The organism is Paraburkholderia sp. J76, assembly GCF_905220295.1.
In the GTDB taxonomy this organism is placed as follows: domain Bacteria; phylum Pseudomonadota; class Gammaproteobacteria; order Burkholderiales; family Burkholderiaceae; genus Paraburkholderia.
On the sequence record NZ_CAJMZJ010000002.1, the window covers coordinates 416,533 to 442,626 of the forward strand.

23 protein-coding genes are annotated in these 26,094 nt (G+C 62.8%); 10 read left to right on the plus strand and 13 right to left on the minus strand.

All coding sequences use genetic code 11. The features are described from left to right. The first annotated feature begins 2 nt into the window (after window positions 1-2). The 6 genes from U5768_RS05415 (at window position 3) to U5768_RS05440 (ending at window position 9,456) form a co-directional block, all read left to right on the plus strand. A complete protein-coding gene (locus U5768_RS05415; protein WP_322029347.1) occupies window positions 3-923 on the plus strand; it encodes an ABC transporter substrate-binding protein in 921 nt (306 codons plus the stop codon). Next, window positions 920-3,007, plus strand: coding sequence for a Fe(3+)-hydroxamate ABC transporter permease FhuB (fhuB, locus tag U5768_RS05420; RefSeq protein ID WP_322029348.1), 2,088 nt, complete (start codon window positions 920-922; stop codon window positions 3,005-3,007). The genes U5768_RS05415 and fhuB overlap by 4 nt, the downstream gene beginning before the upstream one ends. Before the next feature lie 40 nt (window positions 3,008-3,047). Then, a complete protein-coding gene (locus tag U5768_RS05425; RefSeq protein WP_322029349.1) occupies window positions 3,048-4,793 on the plus strand; it encodes a cyclic peptide export ABC transporter in 1,746 nt (581 codons plus the stop codon). A gap of 105 nt (window positions 4,794-4,898) precedes the next feature. After that, window positions 4,899-7,265, plus strand: coding sequence for an ATP-binding protein (locus tag U5768_RS05430; RefSeq protein WP_322029350.1), 2,367 nt, complete (start codon window positions 4,899-4,901; stop codon window positions 7,263-7,265). A gap of 17 nt (window positions 7,266-7,282) precedes the next feature. Beyond that, window positions 7,283-7,720, plus strand: a complete 438-nt coding sequence (locus tag U5768_RS05435) for a response regulator (RefSeq protein WP_322029351.1) — start codon at window positions 7,283-7,285, stop codon at window positions 7,718-7,720. A 92-nt stretch (window positions 7,721-7,812) separates the two neighbouring features. Next, on the plus strand, window positions 7,813-9,456 hold the full coding sequence (locus tag U5768_RS05440; RefSeq protein WP_322029352.1) for an ATP-binding protein: 1,644 nt from the start codon (window positions 7,813-7,815) through the stop codon (window positions 9,454-9,456). A gap of 34 nt (window positions 9,457-9,490) precedes the next feature. Here U5768_RS05440 and U5768_RS05445 read toward each other — a convergent pair whose 3' ends face one another. Further along, window positions 9,491-10,135 (minus strand): biliverdin-producing heme oxygenase, encoded by a 645-nt coding sequence (locus U5768_RS05445; protein ID WP_322029353.1) that lies wholly within the window; start codon window positions 10,133-10,135, stop codon window positions 9,491-9,493. Between the two features lie 287 nt (window positions 10,136-10,422). Between U5768_RS05445 and glgA the strand changes: the two genes are divergently transcribed. Further along, the gene (gene glgA / locus U5768_RS05450; RefSeq protein ID WP_322029585.1) at window positions 10,423-11,994 is read left to right on the plus strand and encodes a glycogen synthase GlgA; all 1,572 of its coding nucleotides are present in this window, start codon (window positions 10,423-10,425) and stop codon (window positions 11,992-11,994) included. Between the two features lie 116 nt (window positions 11,995-12,110). Here glgA and U5768_RS05455 read toward each other — a convergent pair whose 3' ends face one another. Further along, window positions 12,111-12,269: a DUF1328 domain-containing protein gene (locus U5768_RS05455; protein WP_322029354.1), complete on the minus strand. Its 159-nt coding sequence runs from the start codon at window positions 12,267-12,269 to the stop codon at window positions 12,111-12,113. 210 nt (window positions 12,270-12,479) lie between these two features. Here U5768_RS05455 and U5768_RS05460 point away from each other — a divergent pair, with 210 nt between their 5' ends. Continuing rightward, the gene (locus U5768_RS05460; protein ID WP_322029355.1) at window positions 12,480-12,875 is read left to right on the plus strand and encodes a response regulator; all 396 of its coding nucleotides are present in this window, start codon (window positions 12,480-12,482) and stop codon (window positions 12,873-12,875) included. Window positions 12,876-12,963: 88 nt separating this feature from the next. Here the strand turns inward: U5768_RS05460 and U5768_RS05465 are convergent, their stop codons facing one another. Next, a complete protein-coding gene (locus U5768_RS05465; RefSeq protein WP_322029356.1) occupies window positions 12,964-14,613 on the minus strand; it encodes a thiamine pyrophosphate-binding protein in 1,650 nt (549 codons plus the stop codon). Window positions 14,614-15,065: 452 nt separating this feature from the next. Here U5768_RS05465 and U5768_RS05470 point away from each other — a divergent pair, with 452 nt between their 5' ends. Then, window positions 15,066-15,491, plus strand: a complete 426-nt coding sequence (locus U5768_RS05470; protein ID WP_322029586.1) for a tripartite tricarboxylate transporter TctB family protein — start codon at window positions 15,066-15,068, stop codon at window positions 15,489-15,491. 8 nt (window positions 15,492-15,499) lie between these two features. Further along, entirely contained in the window at window positions 15,500-17,059 is a 1,560-nt protein-coding gene (locus U5768_RS05475) for a tripartite tricarboxylate transporter permease (protein WP_322029357.1), read from the plus strand. A gap of 345 nt (window positions 17,060-17,404) precedes the next feature. Here the strand turns inward: U5768_RS05475 and U5768_RS05480 are convergent, their stop codons facing one another. From U5768_RS05480 to U5768_RS05525, 10 genes are all read right to left on the minus strand, one after another. After that, window positions 17,405-18,400: a tripartite tricarboxylate transporter substrate binding protein gene (locus tag U5768_RS05480; RefSeq protein WP_322029358.1), complete on the minus strand. Its 996-nt coding sequence runs from the start codon at window positions 18,398-18,400 to the stop codon at window positions 17,405-17,407. 97 nt (window positions 18,401-18,497) lie between these two features. Then, window positions 18,498-20,228, minus strand: a complete 1,731-nt coding sequence (locus tag U5768_RS05485; RefSeq protein WP_322029359.1) for an L-aspartate oxidase — start codon at window positions 20,226-20,228, stop codon at window positions 18,498-18,500. Continuing rightward, window positions 20,225-20,839, minus strand: a complete 615-nt coding sequence (locus U5768_RS05490; protein ID WP_322029360.1) for a fumarate hydratase C-terminal domain-containing protein — start codon at window positions 20,837-20,839, stop codon at window positions 20,225-20,227. The genes U5768_RS05485 and U5768_RS05490 overlap by 4 nt, the downstream gene beginning before the upstream one ends. A 1-nt stretch (window position 20,840) precedes the next feature. Next, complete coding sequence (locus U5768_RS05495) at window positions 20,841-21,716, minus strand: fumarate hydratase (RefSeq protein WP_322029361.1); 876 nt, start codon at window positions 21,714-21,716, stop codon at window positions 20,841-20,843. Window positions 21,717-21,785: 69 nt separating this feature from the next. Then, on the minus strand, window positions 21,786-22,139 hold the full coding sequence (gene sdhC / locus U5768_RS05500) for a succinate dehydrogenase, cytochrome b556 subunit (protein ID WP_322029587.1): 354 nt from the start codon (window positions 22,137-22,139) through the stop codon (window positions 21,786-21,788). Then, entirely contained in the window at window positions 22,139-22,486 is a 348-nt protein-coding gene (locus U5768_RS05505) for a succinate dehydrogenase (protein WP_322029362.1), read from the minus strand. The genes sdhC and U5768_RS05505 overlap by 1 nt, the downstream gene beginning before the upstream one ends. Next, the gene (locus tag U5768_RS05510) at window positions 22,486-23,205 is read right to left on the minus strand and encodes a succinate dehydrogenase/fumarate reductase iron-sulfur subunit (protein ID WP_415913859.1); all 720 of its coding nucleotides are present in this window, start codon (window positions 23,203-23,205) and stop codon (window positions 22,486-22,488) included. The genes U5768_RS05505 and U5768_RS05510 overlap by 1 nt, the downstream gene beginning before the upstream one ends. Window positions 23,206-23,317: 112 nt before the next feature. Then, entirely contained in the window at window positions 23,318-24,592 is a 1,275-nt protein-coding gene (gene dctA, locus U5768_RS05515; RefSeq protein WP_322029364.1) for a C4-dicarboxylate transporter DctA, read from the minus strand. A 166-nt stretch (window positions 24,593-24,758) separates the two neighbouring features. Continuing rightward, complete coding sequence (locus tag U5768_RS05520) at window positions 24,759-25,040, minus strand: UxaA family hydrolase (protein ID WP_322029365.1); 282 nt, start codon at window positions 25,038-25,040, stop codon at window positions 24,759-24,761. 41 nt (window positions 25,041-25,081) lie between these two features. Then, window positions 25,082-25,873 (minus strand): sulfite exporter TauE/SafE family protein, encoded by a 792-nt coding sequence (locus U5768_RS05525; protein ID WP_322029366.1) that lies wholly within the window; start codon window positions 25,871-25,873, stop codon window positions 25,082-25,084. Window positions 25,874-26,094 lie beyond the last annotated feature (221 nt).

Sequence of the window (26,094 nt, forward strand, 5' to 3'; positions counted from 1 at the left end):
ACATGCAACGGCGAAGGTTTCTGCATACGCTGGCGGCCGGCGCGGCGGCCGTCTCCGGGCGCGCGGCGCGCGGCGCACCGCAGAGAGTCGCGCCGCGCGTCGTCGTGCTCGACTGGGGGCTTGCCGAGACGCTGCTCGCGCTGGGCGTCGTTCCTGCCGGCGTCGCCGAGATTGGCGACTACAACGCGAACGTGGTCACGCCGCGCGTGCCGCCCGGCGTGCCGGACGTCGGGCTGCGGCTCGCGCCGAGCCTCGAATGGCTCGCGCAGCTCGCCCCCGATCTCATCCTCATCAATTCGAGCCAGGCGTCACAGCGCGATATGCTGGAGCGTATCGCGCCGGTGCGCGCCTTCGCCGTCTATACCGATGCGGGTGCGCCCTACGCTCGCGCCGAGTCGGTCACGAGGGAACTGGGCGCGCTCTGCCACTGCGAGGCAGCCGCGGAGACCCTCATCGCGCAAACCGCGCAGGCGCTCGCCATCAACCGTGCGCACCTCGCGTCGGCCGTTGCGCCTATGCGGCCTCTCTATCTGATCCGCTTCTTCGACGCCCGGCATATCGGCGTGTACGGCGCACGCAGCCTGTTCCAGGACGTACTCGACACGCTCGGCGTCGCCAACGCGTGGCGCGGCCCAACCGACTATTGGGGCATCGGCGTCGCACCGCTGGAGGCGCTAGCCGCCACGCCCGATGCCCGGGTGCTCTATTTCGATCCGCTGCCACCGGACGTTGCGCGCACGCTCGCGTCGAACCGTCTCTGGCGAGCACTGACGCCCATCGCGCACGACCGCGTGGCCGCGCTGCCGCCCTTCTGGGGCTTCGGCATGCTGCCTTCGGCGCGGCGCTTCGGCGATGCCCTCACGCAGGCGCTGCTCGCGGCCCGGGGCGCCGCGCCTCCTGTAACCGGAATGGCCTACCGATGAGCAGACCAGATCGCCTCCCCCAGCCTTGCGCGCACGTGAGGCTCCCCGCGCCGGCGCGCACCGCGCGCTGGCGCTTGCCTCACGCGTTCGTCGCCGCGGCGCTCGTACTCGCGTTCATCGCGGCGGCGGGTTTATCGGCGGCCAATCTCGCGGCCATCGCGCCGCGCTCGCTGTGGTGGCCGGCGCTCGTCGCGCCCGATAGTCACGACATCCGGCAGATCATCGTGCACGACAACTGGTTGCCGCGCATCGTCACCGCCTGGCTCGCGGGCGCCACGCTCGGCCTCGCCGGGACGATCTTCCAGCAGGTGCTGCGCAATCCACTCGCCGAGCCGATGACGCTCGGCATTTCCGCGGGCGCCCAGCTCGCGCTGACGCTCGCCGCGCTCTGGGCGCCCGCCTCGCTCACCGTCCACGGCTTCTCTTTCGAACTCGCGCGCGAGCCCATTGCGCTCGCGGGCGCGCTCGCCGCCGCCGCGGTCGTATTCGGACTCGCGTGGCGAAGCGCTCTCGCACCGGTGACGGTCGCCGTCGCGGGTCTCGTTGTGACGCTCTGGTGCGGCTCGGTCGGCGTCGCGCTTCAGCTATTTCATACGCCCTATATGCGTGGCCTGTTCATCTGGGGCGGCGGCTCGCTCGTCCAGCAAGACTGGAGCGAGGTCGCCACGCTCGCACCCCGGCTCGCGGCGGGCGGCGTGCTCGCGTGGCTGCTGCTGCGTCCGCTCCAGCTTTTCAGCCTCGACGACGCCAACGCCCGCAGCCTCGGCCTCGCGCTGCGCCGTCTGCGGCTCGCCGCGCTTGCGCTCGCCGTAATGCTAAGCGCCGCCGTGGTGAGTACGGTAGGCGTAATCGGGTTCATCGGGCTCGCGGCGCCCGCTCTTGCGCAGCTTGCTGGCGCGCGCCGCATGGCGCAGCGTCTCGTGCTCGCGCCATTGTGCGGCGCGCTGCTGCTGTGGTTGACGGATCAAGCCGTGCAGCCGCTTGCCAACGCGCTCGGCGAACTGGTGCCCGCCGGCGCCGCAAGCGCGCTGTTCGGCGCGCCCATCATGCTGTTTGTCCTCGCGCACATGCGCCGCACACAGCGGCTCGACACCGCAGCCGCGCCTGTGCATCGCATCGCGTGCGGCGTTTCGATCCCGCGCCGCTTCGCGCTGCTCGTGTTCGTAACCGCTATCGCGCTCGTGCTCGCGCTCGATTTCGGCCGCAGCGTACACGGCTGGCAGTTCAGCAGCCTTGCCGATCTCTCTCGTGTCGCAATCTGGCGCGTACCGCGCGAGATTGCCGCGTTTGCGGCCGGCGTCATGCTCGCCCTGGCCGGCACGCTTTTGCAGCGGCTCACCGGCAACCCGCTCGCGAGCCCCGAGGTGCTAGGCGTTTCTGCCGGCGCCGCGCTCGGTTTCATCGCACTGGTAGCCGGCGCGGCCGACGCCGGGCACGGCGCGCGTCTCGCAGCCACTACCGGCGGCGCGTTCGCGACGCTGCTTGCCATTCTCTGGTTCGCGCGCCGGTCCGGCTTCGCGCCACAACGCGTGCTGCTGGTCGGCATTGCGATCAGCGCGTTGTTCCAGGCCGTGGTGGCAGTGGTGATCGCCTCCGGCGGCGAGCGCGCGGCCACCCTGCTCGCCTGGCTCGCGGGTTCGACCTACACGGTCACGCCTCGCGACGCGACGTTTGCGCTCGTGCTTTGCCTGTTGCTCGCCGCGCTTGTGCCGCTCACCGGCCGGCTGCTCCAGATACTGCCGCTCGGCGACGCCAGCGCACGCGCGCTAGGGGTGTCCACGCCGCTTGCGCGCGGCGCCTTGCTCGGGCTCACTGCCCTGCTGAGCGCCGCCGCGACGTTGATCGTCGGGCCGCTGTCGTTCGTCGGCCTCACGGCTCCCCATTTCGCCCGTCTGGCGGGCGCGCGGCGTCCGCTGGACCAGTTGCTGCTTGCCGCCCCCATCGGCGGACTCACGATCGTCGTTGCGGACTGGCTCGGGCGCACGCTGCTGTTGCCGCGCGAACTGCCAGCCGGCCTCGTCGCGACGCTCTTCGGCGCACCGTGGCTCATGTGGCTGCTCGCGCGCCGCCAGTCCGCCGCCTGATTCACGCACCCCACATTCAAGAATAACGACGGAGAACACCATGCTTGCCCACCTGTTCCGGCTACTGCGACGCCTGTGGCCCATCTCGGCGCTCGCGACGCTCATGGGCGCGGCGAGCGGCATCGCCACGGCGGCGCTGCTGGCGCTCACGAACCGCTCATTGCACGACGGCGCCGCCTCGCTGTCCACGTTCATCGCGAGCTTCGCCGGCCTCTGCGCGCTCGCGCTCGCGGGGGAAGTGGTCTCGGACATCGGCAACAACATCGTCGGACAGCGCGTGATCGCGGCGTTGCGCAAGGACCTGTGCGCCAGGATCATCGCTGCGCCGATCAGCGAAATCGAGCAGTTTCGCAGCCACCGCCTGATTGCCGCACTCAATCAGGATATCGATACGATCAGTACGTTCTCCTTCATGTTTTCGAGCCTCGCCATTGCGACGGCCACTATCGCCGGGTGCCTCGGCTATCTGTTCGTTCTCTCGCCGATGCTGCTCCTGATCGCACTCGTTGCCATCGCGCTCGGCTCGATCGTGCAGTCGCTCGCGAGGCGCGTCGGCATCCGCCGCTTCGGGGCCGCCCGTGAAGCCGAAGATCGCCTGCAGAAGCACTATCGCGCGATGGTGGACGGCGCCAAGGAACTGCGCATCAACCGGGAACGCCGCGCGTTCGTCTACGGGCATGAGCTGTCCGGCACGATCGACGCGATTTTCCGGCTGCGCGTGCGCGCCGCCAATGTGTTCGTGAGCGCGAACGCGTTCGGCTCGCTGCTGTTCTTCGCCGTGGTCGGACTGATGCTCGTATTGCAGGGGGGCGCGGGCCAGGTGGACCGCAGCGTGCTGACGGGATTCGTGCTCGTGCTGCTTTACATGAAAGGGCCGATCCAGGAGATCGTGGGTGCGCTGCCGTCCATCGGGCGCGCGCAAGTCGCGTTCAGACGCGTCGCGGAGCTTTCCGCGCGGTTCTCGAGCAGCGAGCCCGCGATGCTCGACGCACCGGCCAGCGCGACGACGCGCGAGGCGCGGTCGTTCGACACCATCACGCTGCGCGATGTCGCGTACCGCTTTCCCGAGCCGCAGGACGATAGCCACGCAAACACACCAGGCTTCGCGCTAGGGCCGCTTTCGCTGACGATTGCCCGCGGCGAAACGCTTTTCATCGTCGGCGAGAACGGCTGCGGCAAAACCACGCTGCTCAAGCTATTGCTCGGGCTCTATACGCCGGATAGCGGCACGCTGCTCGTCGACGGCGACCCCGTGCGCGCGGACGACCTGGACGCCTACCGCCAACGCTTTTCCGCAGTGTTCTCGGACTACCATCTGTTCGACACGCTTTTGCCGGGGGAAACCACGCGTCACGGTGAAGCGCGGCGATACCTGGAGCGGCTCGCGCTCGCGCACAAAGTGTCGGTTCACGACGGCATGTTCAGCACGACTGATCTTTCCACCGGGCAACGCAAACGGCTTGCGCTCGTGCACGCTTACCTCGAAGACCGGCCGGTGATGGTGCTCGACGAATGGGCCGCCGACCAAGACCCGACGTTTCGCCGCATCTTCTATACCGAGATCCTGCCTGACCTCAAACGCCAGGGCAAAACGCTGATCGTCATTTCGCACGACGACCGCTATTTCGAAGCCGCGGACAGGTATATCCGGCTCGAAGACGGGCGTATCGTCGACGAGGTGCGGCCTGCACCGGGTTTCCGTCAATGGTTTTCAGCGCGCACCGCACCTCCCGCGCCTGGCACTCCCGCGCCTGGCACACGCATTCCAGGCGCCATGCGCAAGTAACGATCCCGGCGCCAATAATGTCTCGCGGAGCCCTGAAACCGCGTCCATTCGCTGCGCATGCAACCGCTTCATGCCACAATGTCGGTAATTCCGGACGGAGCACCGATGGCTGACATGATTTCCCCAGCCGGCAGCGACTTCGCCGCCGACTGCGCTAAAGAGCCAATTCACATCCCCGGAGGCGTTCAGCCTCATGGGTTTCTCCTTAGCATCAACAACGATGGCGTAATCGTTCAGGTAAGCGAGAACGTCGCCGACTTCGCCGGCATGCCGGTTCAAGCGGTTCTCGGCAGCCCCCTGCAAGATATTCTCGGCGAAGGCGCTGCGGCCGTGTCAGAAGCGCTCGGCGCCATGGAGCAGGAAGGCGTACCGCAATACGCCGGCACGATTCGCGACCCGCGCGGGCAGCATGGCGAGCACCCGCCGCTTGCTATCGTTGTCCATCGCCATGATGGCGCTGCGATCGTCGAACTCGAACCGGCACGCGATTCCCGCGACGTTTTCGCGTCGATGTATCCGCTCGTCCAGACGTTCATCGCCGGCCTGCAGGGCAGCCAGGAAATCGTCGATCTCGCCCAGCTTGCCGCCAACGAGGTGCAGCGCATTACGGGTTATGGCCGCACGCTGGTCTACAGTTTCGACGCGGACGGTACAGGCCATGTGCTTGCCGAAGCCATCGAACCGGGCTATCCCTCGTATCTGGACCAGCATTTTCCGGGCTCCGACATTCCCGCGCAGGCTCGGGCGCTATACGTGCGCAACCGCATCCGTCTGATTGCCGACGCGGGCTATACGCCGGCACGTCTCGTCCCCGCCCTTCATCCCGTCACGAGCCGTTCGACCGACCTTACCTATGCGTCGCTGCGCAGCGTTTCGCCGGTCCACGTGCAGTACATGAAGAACATGGGAACGTGGTCGTCCATGTCGATGTCGATCGTGGTGCGCGGCAGGCTCTGGGGGCTGATTTCCTGCCATCACGCCGTCCCGCGCGTGCCGCCGTTCGAAGTGCGCACGGCGTGCGAGCACATCGCCCAGGTGCTCTCGCTCCAGATCGAAGCCAAAGAGGATCGCGACGACGCCGCGGCGCGCCTGGAACTGCGGCAAGGCCTTTCGCGGCTGCTTTCGGCGATGGCGAACAGCGAAAACTTCGTCGATGCGCTCACCGCGTCTTCCGCGCACGCCACGGAACTGCTGCGGCTGGCCGGCGCGAACGGCGCGGCCCTCGTTGTCGACGGCCGCACCGTCACGGTCGGCGAAACGCCGGCGCAGGACAGGATCGACGAACTGGTCGTCTGGCTCGACGCCAAGACCGACGACGTTTTTTCCACCGACGATCTTGCCTCGGCCTGGGGCCGTCCCGCCGGACCCGAAAGCGCCGGCATTCTCGTGCTGTCTATTTCGCGGCTGTTTCGAAACTACGTCGTCTGGTTTCGCGCCGAGGTCGTCCGCACGGTCAAATGGGCCGGCGATCCGCGCGCCAAGCTCGCGGCGTTGCCCGCTTCCCTGTCTCCGCGCGAGAGCTTCGAAACATGGACGGAGACCGTCCGCGGGCGCTCGCGTCCGTGGCGGGCCGCCGAACTCGAGATCGCTATCGAGTTTCGCACGGCGCTGCTTGGCATCGTGTTGCGGCGCGCCGAACAACTCGCCGAACTGGCCATGCAGCTAGGCCGCGCCAATCAGGAACTGGAAGGCTTCTCCTATACCGTCTCGCACGACCTGCGGGCGCCGCTTAGGCATATCGCGGGCTTTGCCGAACTGCTCGGGGAAATAGAGGCGCAAAACCTGTCGGACCGGGGCAAGCACTTCGTGGAACGCATCGCCCATGCGGCCCGCTTCGGCGGCAAGCTCGTCGACGACCTGCTCGCGTTCGCCCAGATGGGGCGCGCCGCGCTTCGACCGCAGCGGATCGATCTCGACGCCCTCGTTGAGGCAATCGTGGCCGCCGAAGCACGAGACAACCCTGGCCGCCCGATCGAATGGAAGATCGCCCCACTCGGCGATGTGATGGGCGACCCGCTCCTGCTGAACGTCGTCCTGCAAAATCTCGTTGCCAATGCGGTCAAGTTCACGCGCAACCGAACGACGCCCGGCGAACCGGCCGTGATTGAAATCGGCACCGAAACCAGCGAAGGCGAACTCGCCGGGCAGGACGTCGTCTACGTGCGCGACAACGGTGTGGGTTTCGACATGCGTTACGTCGACAAGCTTTTCGGCGTGTTCCAGCGTCTTCATCGATTCGAGGAATTCGAAGGCACGGGAATCGGACTGGCAACCGTAAGGCGCATCGTGGAACGGCACGGCGGTCGCGCCTGGGCAAGCGGCGAACCGGGCCGAGGCGCGACGATCCGCTTTTCCTTGCCCCGCGGCCCCAGCGCCACCGGGGTCGCCGGCGACGCGGGCGCCAGCGCCGCGGCGCGCCTCACCGCGCTCGAGCAGACCCGGCCATTCCGGCCTGTACCTAAGGAATCCTGACCAAGGAAAGCCGCAATATGTTAAGACCGATCCTGCTCGTCGAAGACAACCCGAACGACGTCGAACTCACGTTGATCGCGCTCGAAAGGAGCCGCATCGCCAACCCTGTCGTAACGCTGCGGGACGGCGCCGAGGCACTCGACTATCTGCGCCAGGAAGGCGAGTATCGAAACAGGGCTCCTGGCAGCCCGGCGGTGATCCTCCTCGACAAGAAATTGCCGAAGGTCGACGGCCACGAGGTGCTCAAGGCAGTCCGCGAGGACGAATCGCTCAAGCGAATTCCGGTAGTGATGTTGACTTCCTCGCGTGAAGAAAAGGATCTGCTGCGCAGCTACGACCTGGGTGTCAACGCGTACGTCGTCAAGCCGGTTGAATTCGACGACTTCATGGACGCCATCAACGATCTTGGCATGTTCTGGGCGGTGCTCAACGAGCCCCCTCCCTTCACGTCCTGACGTGAAGCGAAGTTATTTCCGTGCCGCGAGCCGTACACGACAAACGGTGTGCCCGTTGTCCCGCCCCTCTTGCAACCAGGTGAAGGACGCCTATGGATCATCGCATTCCGCACATGGGCATTGACCCCTCCACCAACGCGTTGTCGATCTTCGACTTGCTGCCGGATGCGTGGCTCATTCTTGACCGGCAGGCGCAGGTCGTTACCGCCAACGCGGCTTATCTCCAGCTCGTGGACACGACGCTGCCGGAGATAGCGGGCCGTTCCATCTATGCCATCAATCAACATGGCACCGAGGGAGAACGGGCCCAGCGTCGCGACTGGCTCATCAATACGCTCTCGGGCATCGGGCCCGGCGAGACCCGCGTTTCGCCGACCCTGCGCTACGACCTTGCCGCGCGCGCGGGCGCCAGCGGTCCCGCGGCCAGGTTCTGGCAGATCAGCGCGTCGGGCGTCAGGACGCAGCCGGAGGGCGACATACTGATCGCCCTGCGCGTGAACGACGTCACGGAAAGCGTCGACGCGGCCGAGCGCAGCCAACGCGAACGAGCCAAGTTGCGCTCGCAGGCGCGGCTGCGGCAGGTGTTGATGGAAGAGACCAATGTTCAACTGCGCCACAATCAGGAGCAACTGCGTCTTGCACTTGCCTTCGCGCAGATCGGCTCCTGGGAACTCTCGCCTGATACGGCCCGCATCGACTGTAGCGAACAATGCCGATCCTGCCTCGGCCTGGCGCCGGGAACCCGGCTGACGGTGAGGCACTTTTTCAATCACGTCGTCGATGCGGAAGATCGCCCGCGCGTACGAGGCATCGTGTTCCGGGCGCTACGGCGCCGCGAACACTTCGAGACGGACTTTCGCGTCGTCACGGCCAGCGGTTCCGTGCACTGGACACTCATGCGCGGTGCCGGGCGCTATCTTCCGGACGGAACGCTGCGCACCGTGTTCGGTTTCACTCTCGACATTACGCCCCGCAAGGAGGCAGAACTCGAGCAGCGCGCCATCGCGCAATCCGAGAAGCAGGCCAGGGTCCAGAGCGAGCAGATGGCGCGCGCAATGGATCACTTCGTGACGGCAGTCAGCCATGAACTGCGCTCGCCGCTTTCCGCGATTCTCTCCTGGTCCACCCTGCTTCAGCGTGCGGCCGACATGTCCCATCTGCAGCGCGCCAGCACGGTAATCGAACGCAATGCGCGCCAACTGGAGAACATGGTCAACGACCTGCTCGACAGCGGCGCCATTGCGACGGGCAAGCTCTCGGTCGAAGTGAGGCCCGTGGATCTCGGCTCGCTGGTCGGGCTCGTGGCGGAGGACATGCGCATGAACGCCGAAGCCAGAGGCATCGCGCTAATCGCGGAACAACTCTTCCCCTGCCAGGTGCTCGCCGACGAAAGCCGCGTGCGTCAGATCGTCTGGAATCTCCTGTCCAATGCGGTCAAATTCTGCGAGGCAGGAACGATCGAAGTCAGCGTCATCCAGCGCGGCAACCAGGCGGAGCTGACGGTGCGCGACAGCGGCAGCGGCATCGAACAGGACGCGCTCGCGCGAATTTTCGAACGCTTTGAACAGGCGAGCACGACAGGCAGCGGACGCGTTGCCGGTCTCGGGCTCGGCTTGTGGCTCGTGAAGCATCTGGTGGAACTGCACGGAGGCAAGGTCACCGCCGAAAGCGAAGGCCGCGGGCGCGGCGCCACGTTCCGGGTCTCGCTTCCAATCTATAGCTCAGCCTTCGCGTAGCTCGCGCGAAGGCAAAGCGCCCCGTGGGCCTGCGCTATCCGGGAGAGTGATCGACTTGCATCGGCGCTCCTCGCGCCGCCGAGAAGTCCGTGAGCAGCGAGATCAGGCAATCGAATGCGTCAACGGCGCCCTTGCACGCGTCGGCGATCTCGGGGGCGGCGGTAACGTCGCTTCGCATGGCCTGCACGAACCGGCGCCAGCGCTCGCCTACGGGCTCGCTGCCACCGTCGAGATAACGCAACGGATGCGGCGCGAGACGCTCGCGCAAACGTCGATAGAGAACGGCGCCGCCTAGTTGCGAGCCTTCCAGCACATAGGCCACGCCCCAGCGATACGCAGCGGTGCTCGGCGCCTTCGGCCAGGCGGTCTCGACAATCGTGGGAACAGGCCGCGCCGCTGCGGGATCGTACAGATCCGCGTCGATGAGAGGGGTTCGTCCGATCGGCACGAGCATGGCGTGCGCGTTGGGCCCGTCGTCATGGCCCGCGAGCCACTTCTCGATCGGCGCTACCCAGGCGCGCAGTATTGCGAGGTGATCACGATAATCCGCGAGAGTGGGTTCATGCGCCGCAAGCGGCATGCTTCTGTCCAGCACGGCGTGGCGACGAGCGGTGGCTTGACGCAGCGCTTCGAGCACGTCTGCTGCTGCGCCCGGCGTTGGCAAGGTACGAGTGGTCATGAATCTGGTAGGCGACGTAGGCGGACTGCCATTCTATCTCTCACCCGGGCGGCAACAATATCGAAACCGCATGCCCGCCCGGCACTTTCAGGCACTTCTGCGTCCCGTCAAGCGACGTTCCCAGCCACTCATGCCGCATAAAACAACGCGAAAATCGCGGTGCCTCCAGGGCAAGACAGACCGCGACGCACCTTCGTTGCGACCGTGGCCCGACAATTGCTCAGTGGACGCAATCCGGGGAGCGCTTCGCTTCCCTGCCTACCGAGGGGTGTGTCTTGCTCAACGTAATGATGGTTGCCGCCGAGGCGGCACCGCTTGCCAAGAGTGGTGGTCTTGGCGACATGGTCAGCGCTTTTTCGTCGGCGCTGCGCAGCAACGGCGTCGACGTCTCCATCCTGATGCCGGGATACGACTCCGCGTTCGAACGCGTCGTTGCGCCCACACCGCTCGGGTATCTGCGCGGCCTGCCTGGCGGCGACGCCCGGCTGTGGCGCGCGGCCATGCCGGACGCCGACCTGACCGTACTGCTTCTCCAGATGGACCACCTCTTCGCGGGGCGAAGCGGCAGACTTTACCAGGACGAGCAGGGCCGGGAATACCTCGACAACTTTGCGCGCTTTGCGTCGCTCTCGGTTGCGGCCGCACGCATCGCCGCAGGTGTGCGCGGCGTTAAGCGGCCACGCATCGTCCACGCGCATGACTGGCATGCAGGACTGACTCCCCTGATGCTCAAACTCGCGGGCGCACCCGCGCGCAGCGTCTTCACGATCCATAATCTGGCGTTTCAGGGCAACTATCCGCTCGGACTCGCGCCTTATGCAGGTATTCAGCCCGAACTGCTCGTTCCCGCGCTGAACGACCCTCGCAGCATCGAGTTCTACGACACCCTGAGCTTCATGAAGGCGGCCATCGTACACGCCGACCGGCTGACCACGGTGAGCGAGCGCTATGCGCGCGAAATCTTCACACCGCAGTTCGGCCATCGCATGGAAGGCGTGCTGGCCGCGAATGCGCACAAGCTCACGGGCATCGTGAACGGCATCGACGATACGCTGTGGAATCCGCTCAACGACGAAATGCTCGCGCAGCCCTACAACATCGACGATCTCTCGGGCAAGCATGCCTGCAAGAAAGCGCTGCAGCAGACGTACGGCCTGCGCGTCGATCCGTTTGCGCCGCTGGTGGCGGTCGGCAGCCGCCTGAGCACGCAAAAGCTCGCTGAAGTCGTTTGCGAAGCGCTGCCTGCCGCGCTCGCGCGCTGGCCGCGCGTGCAGTTCGCGGTGCTCGGCCAGGGGGACGCGGCCATCGAAAACGCGTTGCGCCGGCTCGCCGCGGCGTGGCCCGAGCGACTCGGTGTGCATATCGGCTATGACGAGGAGCGCGCGCATCGCCTGCACGCGGGCGCGGATATCCTTCTGCACGGCAGTCGCTTCGAACCCTGCGGGCTGACGCAGCTATACGCCATGCGGTACGGCACGGTGCCGGTGGCGTCTCGCGTAGGCGGGCTGGTCGACACGATCGTCGATTGTCCGGCGCTTTCGCCCAATGCGGAACGCGCGCAGAACACGCCTCTTGGCAACGCGACCGGATTTCTCTTCGACGGAGAAAGTCCCGCCGACATTTTCCACGCGCTCGGCCGCGCACTCGATGCGTACGGCCGCCCGCAACTGTGGCGCGCCCTTCAACGCAACGCCATGGGCCGCGACTCCGGCTGGTCAGTTCCCGCCCAACACTATCTGAACCTGTACCATTCGCTGGCCGGTCAGATTCATCGGCCAGACGCCGCTCCAGTTTGCCGCGCGGCACCGAAGATTGGCCGGGTGCGGGGGACGCAGCCGCGGATTCGCCGATCGGCCTGACTGGCCGGGGACGGCCAGGGACAGCAGACAGCACGAAACGGACCGGCTCTTCTTCGTCACGGTCCGTAAGCGGCCGACGCGGGGCGTCGGCCGGCAAACTCACTGAACGCGTTGTTTCAGCGTCTGCGGCCAAAAATCAGGCTGGCAATGAAAAGCACGAGGAAAATAAAAAACAGGATCTTGGCTATTCCGGCCGCTCCCGCCGCGATTCCACCAAAACCGAAAACGGCCGCGACCAGCGCGATCACCAAAAAAACAATTGCGTAGTAAAGCATTCAGCTCTCCGGTTTTAGACAAACTTCGTTTCGGGATTCATTCGCTCATCGCGAACCGCTCCATTGCATGGGGAAGGCTCGATGCGCTGCGAAGGCGCTTCCTGGCTTCGCCGGGAAGACGCAACTGTGAGCACAATCCGTGCCGCGCCGGTTCGGGCACGCGTCCTGCATGCTCATGCGTCTTCTTCGACCCCTTTCCCTCACATCAGCATGGCACGAATTCTCCTCGTCGACGACGATCCCGCCGCCCTTCAAGCGCTGGCCTCGGCTCTCGCCGTCGAATTCGAGGTATCCACGTCGCCGGACGGCGCATCTGCGTGGCAGTATCTGGAGCAGGCATCCGTAAGTCTTGTGATTTCGGACCTTCGCATGCCCCATATGTCGGGCGGCGTCCTGTGCGAAAAAATTCGCGATGACGCCCGGCTCGCGTCGCTACCGGTCATTCTCATGTCGGGCGAATACAGCCCTCCGGCTTTCGTTCGCTACGACTGCTATCTGCGCAAGCCCGTAAATACAGCGCATCTGATCGCAACGATCAACCGTTTGCTCAGCGCCGATTCCCACCGCGCCCCCGGCACCCCGCAGACCCGAAACCGTTTCATTTGAAACTGGAAAATCCCGGCACGAAGAAATGCAGGCACACAGAAGTACAAATTGCAGGCGCATTGAAGCAGGCCGGGCCGGGCATACGCGTCTAGGAGGCGCGGCGCTTGAAAGAGGGAGCCGCTACCCCTTCGATCATGATGTTCACACATGCTGGCCGTTTCGCGCGCTGCGCGGTCTGCGCCTGTTCGATCGCGTCTTTCATATCGCCGGCGTGTTCGACCAACGCACCCACTCCGCCAAAGGCCTCGGTCACGCGATCGTAGCGCGCGGGCAGCAGTTCGCAGCCGATCAACCGTTCAGGGCCATAGCTGCGCAACTGGATCTGATATTCGGCGTTCCAGCGCGCGTCGTTGCCGACCACGGCCACGAACGGCAATCCGTAGCGCACGGCGGTATCCATTTCTGCCGCGTGGAAGCCGAACGTGCCATCCCCCATCACGGCAATCACTGGCGCATCGGGGTGCGCAACGCGCGCGGCAAGCGCGAACGGAAGCGCGGCGCCGATCGCCCCGGCGACGCCGTTGATCACGCGATTGGGTGCGCGCAGGCAGGCTTGCGCCCACTGCCCGAATTCGCCGCCATCGGAGATGAAGACGGCTTCGGGATGGCTGTCGAGCAACGCCTGGAACGGCGCGAGCGCCTGAACAGGATGAACGCGCTTTTCAAGCGACGACGACGCTGTGTGCCATTGCTCGGGCCGCCATGCAATCGCGCCGCGCACATCATGCGCCCATCGTTCATCGCACTTGTGCGCATGGCGGGAAACGGTTGACAGCATGTCGAGCGCGATAAAACTATCCGCGACAGCGCTGCCGATCAAGCGCTCCCCCACGGCGCGGCGCGTGCGCGCAATCTCTTGCGGCTCCGGGTCGATCTGGAGAAACGTGCAGCCCGGCGCAAAGGCAGGCGATTTCCCGAAGGCCAGCGTGAAATCCATCCGCTTGCCCAGCAACATCACGCGGTCGGCCTGTGCGAGAACTTCAGCGAAGGCGCCGAGGCTCGGATCGTTGATGCCTCGCGGGCTCTCCATCCCGATGACCGGAACGCCGAGCGCCGCTGCAAGCGTTTCCGTCCCCTTGCGTCCCACACGGGTCATGCACGCCGGCCCCACCAGAATCAGCGGGCGCGACGCATCGGCCAGGCTGGAAACCAGACGCCGGGCCGCTGTATCGTCAAGCCTCTGCCCCACGGGTAAAAAACGTTCGGCATCGATTTCATCGGGCACGTGAGCGGCGCCTTCCAGTACGTCCGCTGGAAGGCTCAGATGAACGGGCCCGGGCCGCCCCGACTGCGCGACGCGTATGGCGTGAACCAGTTCATCGACCAGCGTGTCCGGATGCTGGGCGGTGGCAGCCATCTTCACCAGCGGCGCCGCCACGTCCGCCTGCCGCATCTCCTGAAATGCGCCCATGCCCAACTGGTCGTGCGGCGCGTGCCCGGAAAGAAGCAAAACGGGCGATTCCGCCATCTGAGCCGTATAGAGCGCCGAAACCGCGTTGGCGTGGCCAGGTCCGCCGGTGACCAACGCCACGCCGACCTTGCCAGTCAAGCGTGCGTAGGCATCCGCCATGTGCACGGCCGCGGCCTCATGACGCGTGTGAAACAACTCGATACCCGCGCCAATGCAAGCGTCGAACACCGGCATGATGTGGTTGCCCGACAAAGTGAAGATGTGCTTCACCCCTGCTTTCGACAACGCCTTTACCAGCGCGTCAGCGCCGCGGCATGCAATCGACATTGCGATATCTCCTGTTCAAGCGCGGCTGATTCCCGCATTAATTGGGTATCGAGTGGATTATTCGCGTCATCTATCGCGGCGAAAAGTCAGTAATTCTTGAAGTCGACGAAAGAATTGCTTCGTCTCGCACCCGGCACGCCGATACCCATGTTTTCCCTGATGGCAATCCGAAGGCTAACACATTACATTCCACTCATACATATGAGTTGTATGACTGTGACCGGCAAGCGACGCTCGCTGCGGGCCGCACGCAAGCGCCGGTTACACAGTAAATTTCAATTCGTAGTGCTACCTTTTTGCCCGGCCACACATGGGCCGGTCAACGTTGCCGGACCTCGCTCTCCAGACTTCATGCGCCGGGCTGCGCTGCGGACGTCAATCGCTCAGGCGGCGGAGGTGTACGTTTGAACCTCAGACTTTCTTTCAGCAAGGATTACTACGCCGGCGCACTGATGGTCGTGATCGGCGTGAGCGCCGCCTACGCCGGCATGTCCTATGACGTCGGATCGCTGACGAGCATGGGCGCCGGGTTCTTTCCCGTTGCCGTGGGCGTGCTTCTGGCTTTTATCGGCATTCTGATTGCGCTCGCGGCGAAGGATCTGCCCAAACCCGCATCGAACGCGACGGACGCGCATTCGCGGCTGCCCGACCTGCGCGGCGCCGTTTGCATTATCACGGGCACGCTCGCCTTCATTCTGATCGGCAGGTATGGCGGCCTGATTCCCGCCACATTCGCGATCGTCTTCATTTCCGCGCTCGGAGACCGATCCAATACCCTGTTTCGCGCAGCCGCGTTGTCGATCGTCATGTGCGCGATCGCCCTCGTTGTCTTCTCATGGGCGCTCAAGCTTCAGTTGGCGCCATTTGCCTGGGGATAGTGAGCAACATGATCGAACAATCCTTGCACGACCTTCTTTACGGCTTCTCGGTTGCGCTTCAAGGCACCAACTTGATGTGGTCGTTCTTCGGCGTTCTCGTGGGCAACATGGTGGGCGTGTTGCCGGGCATGGGCGCGCTTTCGGCCATCTCCATCCTGTTGCCGCTGACCTACGTCATGCATCCCGTACCGGCGATTCTGATGCTCGCCGGCATTTTCTACGGCTCCCAATACGGCGGCGCGATCGGCGCCATTCTGCTCAATCTGCCTTCTCACCCTCCCCATGCGATTACCTGCCTCGACGGGTATCCCATGGCAAAGGCCGGCAGAGGCGGCGCGGCGCTGGGCATCACGATGCTGAGTTCGTTCTTTGCCGCATCGACCGGCATCATCCTGATGATTTTCGCTTCGCCCCTGCTCACGGCAATGGCATTCAAGTTCGGCCCCTCGGAGATTTTCTCCGTCATGCTGCTGGGCCTGCTTGCGGGCTCGACCATGTCGAGAGGCTCCGCGCTCAAAGGCGTCGCCATGACGCTTTTCGGCTTGCTGTGCGGCATGGTCGGCACCGACGTCAATACGGGCACGTTCCGCTTTACGTTTGGGCTGACCGACATGAACGACGGGCTCGAACTCGTTGCGATCGCCATGGGACTCTTTGGCGTGGCCGACTTCCTCTGCAACGTCAACCGAATGCAGGTATCGAGCAAATCGCTCAGCGTACGTTTCAAGGACATGCGCCCCACGCGCGACGAACTCAAAGCCAGTTTCTGGCCAATGACGCGGGGAACGGCGGTGGGCGCACTGTTCGGCGCCATGCCTGGAACCGGCCCGACGATCACGACGTTCGTGGCCTATGCGCTGGAGCGCAAGATCTCGAAGCGTCCTCAGGATTTCGGCACCGGCGTGATTGCCGGCGTAGCGGCGCCCGAGGCGTCGTCGCACTCGAAAACCCAGGTCGATTTCATTCCGACGATGAGCCTTGGCATACCCGGCGACCCGGTAATGGCGCTGATTCTGGGCGCCCTCATCATTCAGGGCATTACGCCTGGCCCCCAGTTGATTTCCGAACACCCCGATATCTTCTGGGGACTCATTGCGAGCTTCTGGATAGGCAATATTCTTCTCGTTCTGCTCAATGTGCCGATGATCGGCGTGTGGGTCAAATTGCTCAGACTGCCTTACCGTTATCTTTTTCCCTCGGCGATGTTCTTTATTGCCGTTGGCGTGTTCAGCACCCAGAACAGCCTTTTCGAAGTGTGGCAAGTGCTGGCGTTCGGCTTGATCGGCACCGTGTTCAGCTATCTTGGTTTTTCCGTTGCGCCTATCTTGCTCGGCTTCGTCCTCGGACCGATGATCGAAGAGAACTTTCGCCGCGCGCTGCTTATTTCGCACGGAAATATGTCCATTTTCATCGAGCGGCCCATCAGTTGCGGATTCCTCGCTGCATCGCTGTTGCTCGTCGTGATGGTCACGCTGTCTGCACACCGAAACCGCCGCCGCGCAACAAAAACGGAGCGCATGCGCCAGAGAGAAACGCGTGCCGAAATGCCCCGGGCAAGCAGCGATTAAAATCTGTTGTAAGCAGACCATAGTATCGAAGGCGTGCGAGCATCTGATCTTCGCAATACGCGTACAATACGGGTTACTACCTAACTGAAAACCCGGTTGCCCGTGAATACCCCGTCCTCGCCCGTTCGCACTTCCTCCGATACCTTCCAACGCATTCAACGCCAGATCGCCACCGCAGCACGGTGGATGCTTGAATTGCACGACGACATCAGCGATCTGAATGCGGCCGTCAATCGTCGCTCGATTCAGTCCTGAAATCAGCAGACCAAATGAAAATCCCGCCAGGATATCTCATCCCGGCGGGCTTGATAACGATGAAATTCAGCGATTAGCTGGCGCTGGCCGTCAATTAGCGGTGATATGGCTCGAACTGACGACCTTTTGCCATTTCGCCGATTCCGTGGCAATTCTGGCCTGAAGTTGCTGAGGCGTGTCGCCTACCGGGTCCATGCCGAGCACGGCCAGGTGTTGGCGAGTATCAGGCTGCGATAGCACCTTCACGGTATCCTGCTGAATCTTGTTGATGACGTTCGCAGGCGTGCCGGCCGGCGCCACGAGCGCGAACCAGCCCGTCACATTGAAGCCGGGCAGCCCGGCTTCGCTCACGGTCGGAATATCGGGCCACGCCGCTGAACGATGGTCGCCGGTCACGGCGAGCACCTTGATCGTCTTGCCCTTCATGAAGGGCATGGCAGCGGCGATATTGGGCAATACGACCTGCACGCGATCGGCCATCAGGTCGTTGAGCGCCAGCACCTCGCCCTTATAGGGCACGTGAACCATCGGAATGCCCGCCGCGCCCGAGAACGCTTCGTCGGCCATGTGAACCTGACTCCCGATACCGGCCGAACCAAAGTTCAGCTTGGGATGCTGCGTTTTCCCATAGGCGATCAGCTCTTTGACATTCGAAATGGGCAGCGACGGCGCGACTGCCACGACCATCGGATTACTCGCAACCGTCGTGATATAGCTGAAATCCTTCCCCGTGTACGGGAGCTTTTTGTAGATGTACTGATTAACGGTGAACATGCTCCCCGACGCGAGCATCAACGTATAACCGTCAGGCGGCGACTTCGCTTCGACTTGAGCGGCGATCATGCCGCCCGCGCCGGGACGATTGTCGATGACCACGGACTGCTTCCATAACGTCCCCAAACCCTGGCCGATCGTACGGGCGAGCACATCGGTCGAACCGCCGGCGGAGAAGGGAACGATGATCCGGATCGGCTGGGAAGGCCAGGCGTCTTCTGCACGAGCGGCCGACGGCCCTTGCAGGACAGCGGAAAGTGCGGCAGCGAGTACGAACCCGCGCCGAAACGTGCGAACGAATTTGGGGGGCATTGCGTAGTCTCCGTTTGAAATAATGGGGAACGGCAGTGATCCGGTTCAAGGCCGCAGCAAAGTCGTGTCAGGAAATGCGCGTGCAACGCGGCATCCCTCATTGCGCCATCTGCTCGCAAAGAATCGTTTCTCCCGGCCGTACCCGGCTAAATGTCACTGGCTCCTGTTTGATCTCCACCTCTCCTCCACTCTTGCGAATCGTCGTGTAAGCGGACATCTCCAGATCGCCGGCCTCCGGATAATCCTCACGGAAATGCGCACCTCGCGAATTTTCGCGGGACAGGGCCGCCTCGGTGATGATCTGACTCATTGAAATCAGGTTCTTCAGGTTCAGCCAGTCGTGCCACTGCGCGTTGAATGCGCGGTCCCCATCAACGACGCCCGTGAGCATCAACCGTTCATGGAGTTCGCCCAAAATTTTTCGCGCTTGCAGAAGCCCATCGCGATCGCGGATGATGCCGACGTGCGTCCACATGCATTCGTAGAGCGCTTCCCGAATGCTTTCGAGCCCCTTTCCGTTTTTGGAAAAGGGAACTTCCGATTCCTTGATGGCGCATTCGATGGCAAGCGAATCGGGTTCGCGAAACTCGCCTTGCGCTTTCACCCACTTCGCCATGTTGTCGCCAGCAATACCGCCGAACACCGTGGAATTCGCCACGCCGTTACCGCCCAGCCGATTCGCGCCGTGCACGCCACCCGTGTCTTCTCCCGCGGCGAAAAGGCCATTCAGTTCGGTGCTGCAATCGGTGTGGAACGTGACGCCGCCCATCATGTAGTGCGCGGTGGGCACTACTTCGACGAGGCCGCCCGCGAGATCGAACCCGCAATCCGCGCAGCGCTCGACCATGCCCTTGAACTGCTTGCGCACTTTGTCAGGGCCAAGATGGTTCATCTGGATGTACACCCCGCCATTGGGCGAAGTTCGGCCCGCGCGCATTTCAGAATAAATGCCGCGCGAAACGATATCGCGAGTCGCACGTTCGCCACGCTTGTCGTAGTTGTCCATGAACCGCGCTTTCGAACCGTTCAACAGATGGCCGCCTGCACCGCGCAATCCTTCTTCGAGCACTGTTCCGGTCATCCGCGTGTGACTGCCGGCGAGCAGGCCCGTAGGATGGAACTGCACCATTTCCATATCGCGCAGCGTGAGGCCCGCGCGCAGCGCCATCGCGAGTCCGTCACAGCTCTTGTCTCCCGATGGCGTATGGAACTTGTACATCGTCGGACCGCCGCCCGTTGCGAGCAGCACCGCCCTCGCCTGCACGAATACGAACTTGCCCGTGCGCATGTCGATCATCAATACGCCCGCGACATGCTTGCCGTCGGCGGTCTTGATCAGTTCGATGGCGCGGTGCTCCTCCAGTCGATGGATGCCGCGGCTCCACACCTGCTCGGCCAGCCGGTTGATGATCTCGATTCCAGTCAGATCGCCTTTGTGGACCGTTCTGTCGAACGTCTGACCCGCGAACGCTTTCTGGTGAATCGACCCATCCGGGTTGCGGTCGAAAAAGCAGCCCAGCTCGTTTTCAAGCTCGCGCACGCGCTCGACCGCCGTGCTCACCAATGCCCAGGCGAGGTCCTGATTGGACAACCATTTGCTTCCTTCGATCGTATCCATGAAATGACGCTCGACCGAATCGCCCGGAGCCAGCGCGACGTTATAGCCGCCCTGCACCATGCGCGTGCAACCGCATTTTCCGAGCAGCCCTTTCACGGCAACCGTGATCGAGAGGTCTGGCGCCTGCTTGTGCGCATGGAGCGCAGCAAAAAGACCGGCGCCGCCCGATCCCAGAATCAGGATGTCCGTCTTGACGCGCTCGATATTCATCTTGTCTGCACTCCCAGGCTTTCGAGCACTTCGGCGCGCCGCGCGGCGGTGTCGCCCTTCACTTCGTCGTACAGGCTCGCGCCGTGGCTGTCCATGGCCACCAGCAGCGGACCGAAGCCCTTGATCCTGAATTTCCAGAGCGACTCCGGATTGAGGTCATCCAGATCGACGGCCTCGATCTTCTCGATCCACGTGGTTTCGAGCGCAGCGGTGCCTCCGATAATTGCGAGGTAGACGCCCCCCAGGTCCTCGAACGCGGATTTCGATCCTTCGCGCAAGCCGCCTTTTCCGACGATCATGCGCACGCCGTACTGCTCCATCAACGGCCGCGTAAAGCGTTCCATACGGTCCGAAGTCGTCGTGCCGATGCAGACCGGTTGATATCCGGCCGGGAATTCGTTGCTCGGTGTCACCTTGCGCACGTTCGGCGCCGTGTGAATGACCGCGTGCCCGCGAAGGTCGAATTCCGTCGTGCGCCCCTTGTCGAACAAGTGAATCTGCGTGGCGTCGCGAATGCCGAATAGCGTTTGATGCAATGTCACCGTATCGTTCACTCGCAGTTTGCGGATCTGCGACTCGTCGACAGGCGTATGGAGGTCGTAGTGAGCCATTTCAGAATCCGTAAATGAGACCGTCAGTGGTAAGCCGCGCTTTCGCGCGCCGCGCGGAGTGGCACTGCATGTTGACCGCAATGGGGTTCATGGTGATGTGCGTCGAAGCCAGTTCGATATGCACCGCAAACGCCGTACTGTCGCCACCCAGACCCTGCGGACCGACACCGAGGCGGTTCACCGCCCCGGTCAGTTCGCGCTCGAGCGCGGCGCCCTCGGGATCGGCGCACGCGGTGCCTAGCGCGCGCGTCGCGGCACGCTTGGCTAGCGCAATGGAAAGATCGGACGTGCCGCCGAGGCCCACGCCCACGATCGTCGGCGGACACGTCTTGCCGCCCGCTGAAATCACGCAGTCGACGACAAAGGTCTTGATCGCGTCGATTCCCTCGGCGGGCACGGCCATCTTCAGGAAGGAATTGTTCTCCGAGCCGCTGCCTTTCGGCACCATCTCGATGGTGGCGATTTCGTTTTCGTCCGTGAAGTCCACGTGAATGACGGGAACCTCGATACCGCACGACGTGTGATTGTTCTTGCGCGTGAGCGGATGCACGACCGATGAGCGCAGCGGGTGTTCCCGCGTGGCGCGCTCGCATCCCTTGCGAATGGCCGCCTTCAATTCGAATCCGTCGAACTCGACATTGCGGCCAAGCGCGACGTTGTAAATCGGAATGCCCGTATCCTGGCAAAGCAGGTTTTCGGTATCCTCGGCCACGCGGATATTGGTCCGCATCGTTTCGAGAACCCGCTGCGCCACGGGCGATGTTTCGCTAGCGGCGAGTCTTTCAATGCCGTCCTTTACGTCGGGCGGAAGCAACTTGAGGGCGCGGATATACAGTTCCTTCGAGGCTTCCTCGACGACGTCGAGATCGAGTTTCATGGCCGTCTCTTCCGGATTGGTGAATCTGATTGTGGGTGTCTGGCTCGGTGTGTACGCCAGGTTTCGGTACTAATGAACGAGCGCGAGCAGGAATGCGAGGCCAGTACAGGTGCTCGCGCCCAAACCAAAGGCGAGCCAGTTTTTCCTCAAGCCTGTCCACGGCAGAAGTTCGATCAGCAGAAGGCGAATGCCCCCCATCATGTGAAGCGAGAGCAGAACCACGAGACCCCACTCGCCAAACTTGAACAGCGGCTGGTCGGTCACGCGCAAAAAGCGATCTAAAGAAGCCTCGCCCGTAATGGCGTGGCCAAGCGCCCAGAAGTGAACCGGCAGAAACAACGCCAGCGCGAGACCGGAAACACGATGCACCAGAAAGGCCCACCAGGCAGGATGCGTGCGGGCGCGATAGTCGTTCTTTCGCATCACGATACGACTCCATAAACGGCGCGCAAGCCCATCAGCACGAGGCCTGCGGAAAATGCGAAACAGCCGAGCTGTACCGGCTTTCCGCGCCAGTGCAGCCACTCCTCCGCAATTCTCAGCAGACCGATAGGCACATGGATCGCGCACGCCATCGCGAATACCGTATAGAAGGCGCCGAACAACAAATTGCCGTGCGTGCGACCGAGAATGGCCGACGCACTCAGGCCGCCATGAACGGCGTAGATGATCACGCCCAGATGGACGAACACGCACAGCGCGAGCACGCTCGCACTCATGCGCTGCCAGTACCAAAGACGAGCCTGCGCGCGTAGAGATAGGCCTTGCATTACAGGTCTCCTTCGCGCGCGGCCTTCATCGTCATGCGCTTGAGGCCCGCAATACCGGCTGTGGGAGAAAGATGCTTGGGACAGCGTTCTGTACACGTGGCCTGCGTATGACACGAGTGACAGCCCGCATCGCCCGCCACGGCTCGCAGACGTTCCAGCGTTTGCGTGTCGCGTTCGTCGTTGACGAGCGTCCACGCGCGGTTCAGCGCGGCGGGCCCCAGATAGTCCGGACGCCACGTCACGACGTCGCAGGACGAATAGCACACGCCGCAACCGATGCACTCAATTCCGGCGTCCGCTGCCTTTCGTTGCGCGCTCTCGGGACTCACCCTCGCAAAATCGTCGTGGCGTGTTCGGGTTCCCGAAAACTGCCCTTTTGCCCGGCTCCATTTGTCGAAAAAGTCGCTCATGTCGGTCACGAGATCCTTGATGACCGGCAAGTTCGAAAGCGGCGCAATTTCCAGTTCGTCGTTCACCGCGACTTTCGCCACGTGCGTGCGGCACGTCCAGCGCGCCTTGCCGTTGACATTCATCGCGCAGGATCCGCACATGCCCACGCGGCACGCGAACCGGTACGCAAGGTCGGGCTGCAGTTGCCGCTGGATGAACGTCACGACGTCCAGCACCGTTTGACTTTCATGGCGCGGCACCTCATAGGTCGCAAGCGCTCGGCTAGCACTTCTCCAGACTCTGACTCGAAGTTTGTCGGTATTCACGATGCCTCTCGAATGGCTGCTGACTCAGTACGATTGAACATGTTTCGTCCATCGATTGTTCAGCAAATCGTCACCAGGAAAAATCGAATAATTCTGGCGTTCAGACAAAGGTTTCCTATGCCTCGCCGGGCACGCGCCGAAGCTTGAGCACGGTGGCCATTTGCACGTTGTCGCGCTCCTTCTCGAGGCCGGAAACCACGAGCGTGGCAACAGCATTGCCGATCATGTTCGTGACGGCCCGCACTTCCGAAATGAAGCGGTCCACGCCGAGAATGAGTGCGGCGCCTTCAATGGGAATCTGTTTGAATGCCGTGAGCGTGGCGAGCAACGTGACGAATCCCGCGCCCGATACACCGGCCGCCCCTTTCGAGCTGATCATCGAGAGGACCATCAACCCGATCTGATCTCCCCACGACAGCGGTACGTTGTAGGCTTGCGCGATGAACATCGCGCAGATCACTTGAGCCACGCAGGTGCCGTCGAGATTGAAGGAATAGCCCATTGGCATCACGATACCGACGACCTGTTTCGGACATCCCATGCCTTCGAGCTTTCGGATCAACTGCGGAAATACGGATTCAGACGATGTGGTGGCAAGAACGAGAAGTATTTCTCCCTTCAAATAATTGAGCAATCGAAGCAGGCTGAAACCGCTCATCCGGCAAATGGTGCCCAGCACGACCACGAGAAAAAAGATCGTTGCAGCGTAGATCGTGATGAGCAGCATGCCGAGCGAATTCAACGCCGACAGTCCGTACTTCCCGACCGCAAAGCCCATCGCTCCCAACGCGCCGAGCGGCGCGAGCTTCATGATGAAACCGACGATCTTGAACAGCACCTCGGATACCGACTCGAAGAACGTCAAAACAGGCTGCCCCTTCTCGCCGACATACGACAAACCCACCGCGAACAAACAGGCAATCACGACGATCTGAAGCATGTCGCCCGAAGCAAAAGGACTCAGGAAACTCGACGGAATGATGTTGAGGAAAAATCCCGTGAGCCCCCCGCCGTGATGCACTTCCGTTTGATATTGCGCCAGCACGTGCACATCGGCTGTGCCGGGCTGGATATTCATGCCGACACCGGGGCCGACGATGTTCACCATCAACATGCCGATGAGCAACGCCAGCGTGGTCACCACTTCGAAATAAATAATGGTCTTGCCCGCGATTCGCCCGAGCGTGCGCATCTCGCCGATCTGCGAGGCGCCGCACACGATCGTCGTGAAGATCAGCGGCGGCGTAATCATTTTGATCAGACGAATAAAAGCGTCGGACAGCGGCTTCAGGGATTGAGCAAACGTCGGGAAAAAGTGTCCGACGACAATCCCTATCAGGATGGCGATCAGGACCTGGACATAGATATGCCTGCAAATACGACGCAACATGGTGTCTCCTTGATCCCGCCTCACGCCGCGCGCACGCGACGTTGACGAGAAAGATGCCGGGCCGCGTAGACCCGGCACTCTGACCAGTTGTGGCAACAGCCTGAAGGTCGCCTCTGCCGGACGAATGTTTTCAGGCCGTCTCATGCATTCAATGTTGACCGCTGCTTTACCAGCGCTTCGTCTTGATGTTGTGAACGTGCGCGTGCTCCCCGGCCTTGATGGGCGCAACCACCTTGCCGATATCGACGCCGTACTTGTAAACGGTGTCGCCCACGGCCATGTCCTTGAGCGCCACCTTGTGACCGATGGGAATGTCCTGCTGTGCGACGATCGCGACGACCTCGTCGTCGTCCATGATCCAGGCATTCAACGCCAGGCCCGCCTTGATGCCCTCCACCACGGCAACGCCAACCGTGTCTTCGCGCTCATGCAATACCGCGTGAATCATCGTCTACTCCTTGTTTGAGGTGAACGAGGTGTGAATCTGGCCTACCCGAACAAGGCAGGCACTGAACGAATGATTAAATTGACCGCTGCGACGATAAGAACAACCCAAAGCAGCGTGAGGACGCGTGCTGCCGAAATTGCGCTGCGCAGCCTCGCACCCATGAACAATCCCACCGCGCCACAAGGCAACAGAAAGCTCGCGAGCGGCAGGACAGCAGGGTTTTTATAGAGTCCGGAAACAGAGAAGAGAATCAGCCGGGCGACCGCCGTGGCGGTAATGAGTGCGCTGATCGTGGCTCGCCGCTGGTCGGGATCGCGCAGACGGCCGGCCAGATAAATCGTATAAACCGGGCCCCCAGTACCGAATACTGCCGTCAGGCATCCGCCGAAAAAACCCAGGGGAAGTGCCCAGCGCCCCCCAATCTCGCGAAACTCACCGCGAGACCAGACCTTCCAGAGCGAATAGGCCAGGAGGCACACGCCCAGAATGAGTTCGAGCGGCTTTTCCGGCACGGATACCAGTACGCTCACGCCCAGCAGAAGCCCGATGCACAGCCATGGCCCGAGCCTTTTGAGTTCCTGTGTCTGAACAGACCGAAGGTTGCGCATGCCCACGAGCATCCCGGCGACGAGATCCAGAACCAGCATCACCGGGGTTGCCGTGCGCAGCGGAACCAGTTGCGTGAGCAACGGGATGGCGACGATCGACGAACCAAAGCCCGTCAACCCGTACACCAGATACGCAATCGCCACGACACCGCCCGCCACCGCAATCGAACTGACACCGATTCCGATGGCGCACGCGGACATGTGCGCATTCAACCAGGCAATCATTGATGAGACGTCCGGGGTGACTTTTCAGCGTTGTGGGGGACGAGCGGGGCGATGCCTTAACTGAACCGCTCTGAAACTTTGGGTCGCGAATTTCGGCCGCGTTGCTGCGTCCATTGTCGCGTGCGGCTTCCGAAAGATAAACGCAGTAATGGTTTTCCTGAGACCAGGAAATACTTTAGGGTGCGTAGAATTTCGGGAATCGAAGCGAGCCTGTCTTCTCT

Coding starts and splice junctions, on each gene's coding strand:
- U5768_RS05415 (WP_322029347.1), top strand. CDS start 3: ATGCAACGGCGAAGGTTTCTGCATACGCTGGCGGCCGGCGCGGCGGCC.
- fhuB (WP_322029348.1), top strand. CDS start 920: ATGAGCAGACCAGATCGCCTCCCCCAGCCTTGCGCGCACGTGAGGCTC.
- U5768_RS05425 (WP_322029349.1), top strand. CDS start 3,048: ATGCTTGCCCACCTGTTCCGGCTACTGCGACGCCTGTGGCCCATCTCG.
- U5768_RS05430 (WP_322029350.1), top strand. CDS start 4,899: ATGGCTGACATGATTTCCCCAGCCGGCAGCGACTTCGCCGCCGACTGC.
- U5768_RS05435 (WP_322029351.1), top strand. CDS start 7,283: ATGTTAAGACCGATCCTGCTCGTCGAAGACAACCCGAACGACGTCGAA.
- U5768_RS05440 (WP_322029352.1), top strand. CDS start 7,813: ATGGATCATCGCATTCCGCACATGGGCATTGACCCCTCCACCAACGCG.
- U5768_RS05445 (WP_322029353.1), bottom strand. CDS start 10,135: ATGACCACTCGTACCTTGCCAACGCCGGGCGCAGCAGCAGACGTGCTC.
- glgA (WP_322029585.1), top strand. CDS start 10,423: ATGATGGTTGCCGCCGAGGCGGCACCGCTTGCCAAGAGTGGTGGTCTT.
- U5768_RS05455 (WP_322029354.1), bottom strand. CDS start 12,269: ATGCTTTACTACGCAATTGTTTTTTTGGTGATCGCGCTGGTCGCGGCC.
- U5768_RS05460 (WP_322029355.1), top strand. CDS start 12,480: ATGGCACGAATTCTCCTCGTCGACGACGATCCCGCCGCCCTTCAAGCG.
- U5768_RS05465 (WP_322029356.1), bottom strand. CDS start 14,613: ATGTCGATTGCATGCCGCGGCGCTGACGCGCTGGTAAAGGCGTTGTCG.
- U5768_RS05470 (WP_322029586.1), top strand. CDS start 15,066: ATGGTCGTGATCGGCGTGAGCGCCGCCTACGCCGGCATGTCCTATGAC.
- U5768_RS05475 (WP_322029357.1), top strand. CDS start 15,500: ATGATCGAACAATCCTTGCACGACCTTCTTTACGGCTTCTCGGTTGCG.
- U5768_RS05480 (WP_322029358.1), bottom strand. CDS start 18,400: ATGCCCCCCAAATTCGTTCGCACGTTTCGGCGCGGGTTCGTACTCGCT.
- U5768_RS05485 (WP_322029359.1), bottom strand. CDS start 20,228: ATGAATATCGAGCGCGTCAAGACGGACATCCTGATTCTGGGATCGGGC.
- U5768_RS05490 (WP_322029360.1), bottom strand. CDS start 20,839: ATGGCTCACTACGACCTCCATACGCCTGTCGACGAGTCGCAGATCCGC.
- U5768_RS05495 (WP_322029361.1), bottom strand. CDS start 21,716: ATGAAACTCGATCTCGACGTCGTCGAGGAAGCCTCGAAGGAACTGTAT.
- sdhC (WP_322029587.1), bottom strand. CDS start 22,139: ATGCGAAAGAACGACTATCGCGCCCGCACGCATCCTGCCTGGTGGGCC.
- U5768_RS05505 (WP_322029362.1), bottom strand. CDS start 22,486: ATGCAAGGCCTATCTCTACGCGCGCAGGCTCGTCTTTGGTACTGGCAG.
- dctA (WP_322029364.1), bottom strand. CDS start 24,592: ATGTTGCGTCGTATTTGCAGGCATATCTATGTCCAGGTCCTGATCGCC.
- U5768_RS05520 (WP_322029365.1), bottom strand. CDS start 25,040: ATGATTCACGCGGTATTGCATGAGCGCGAAGACACGGTTGGCGTTGCC.
- U5768_RS05525 (WP_322029366.1), bottom strand. CDS start 25,873: ATGATTGCCTGGTTGAATGCGCACATGTCCGCGTGCGCCATCGGAATC.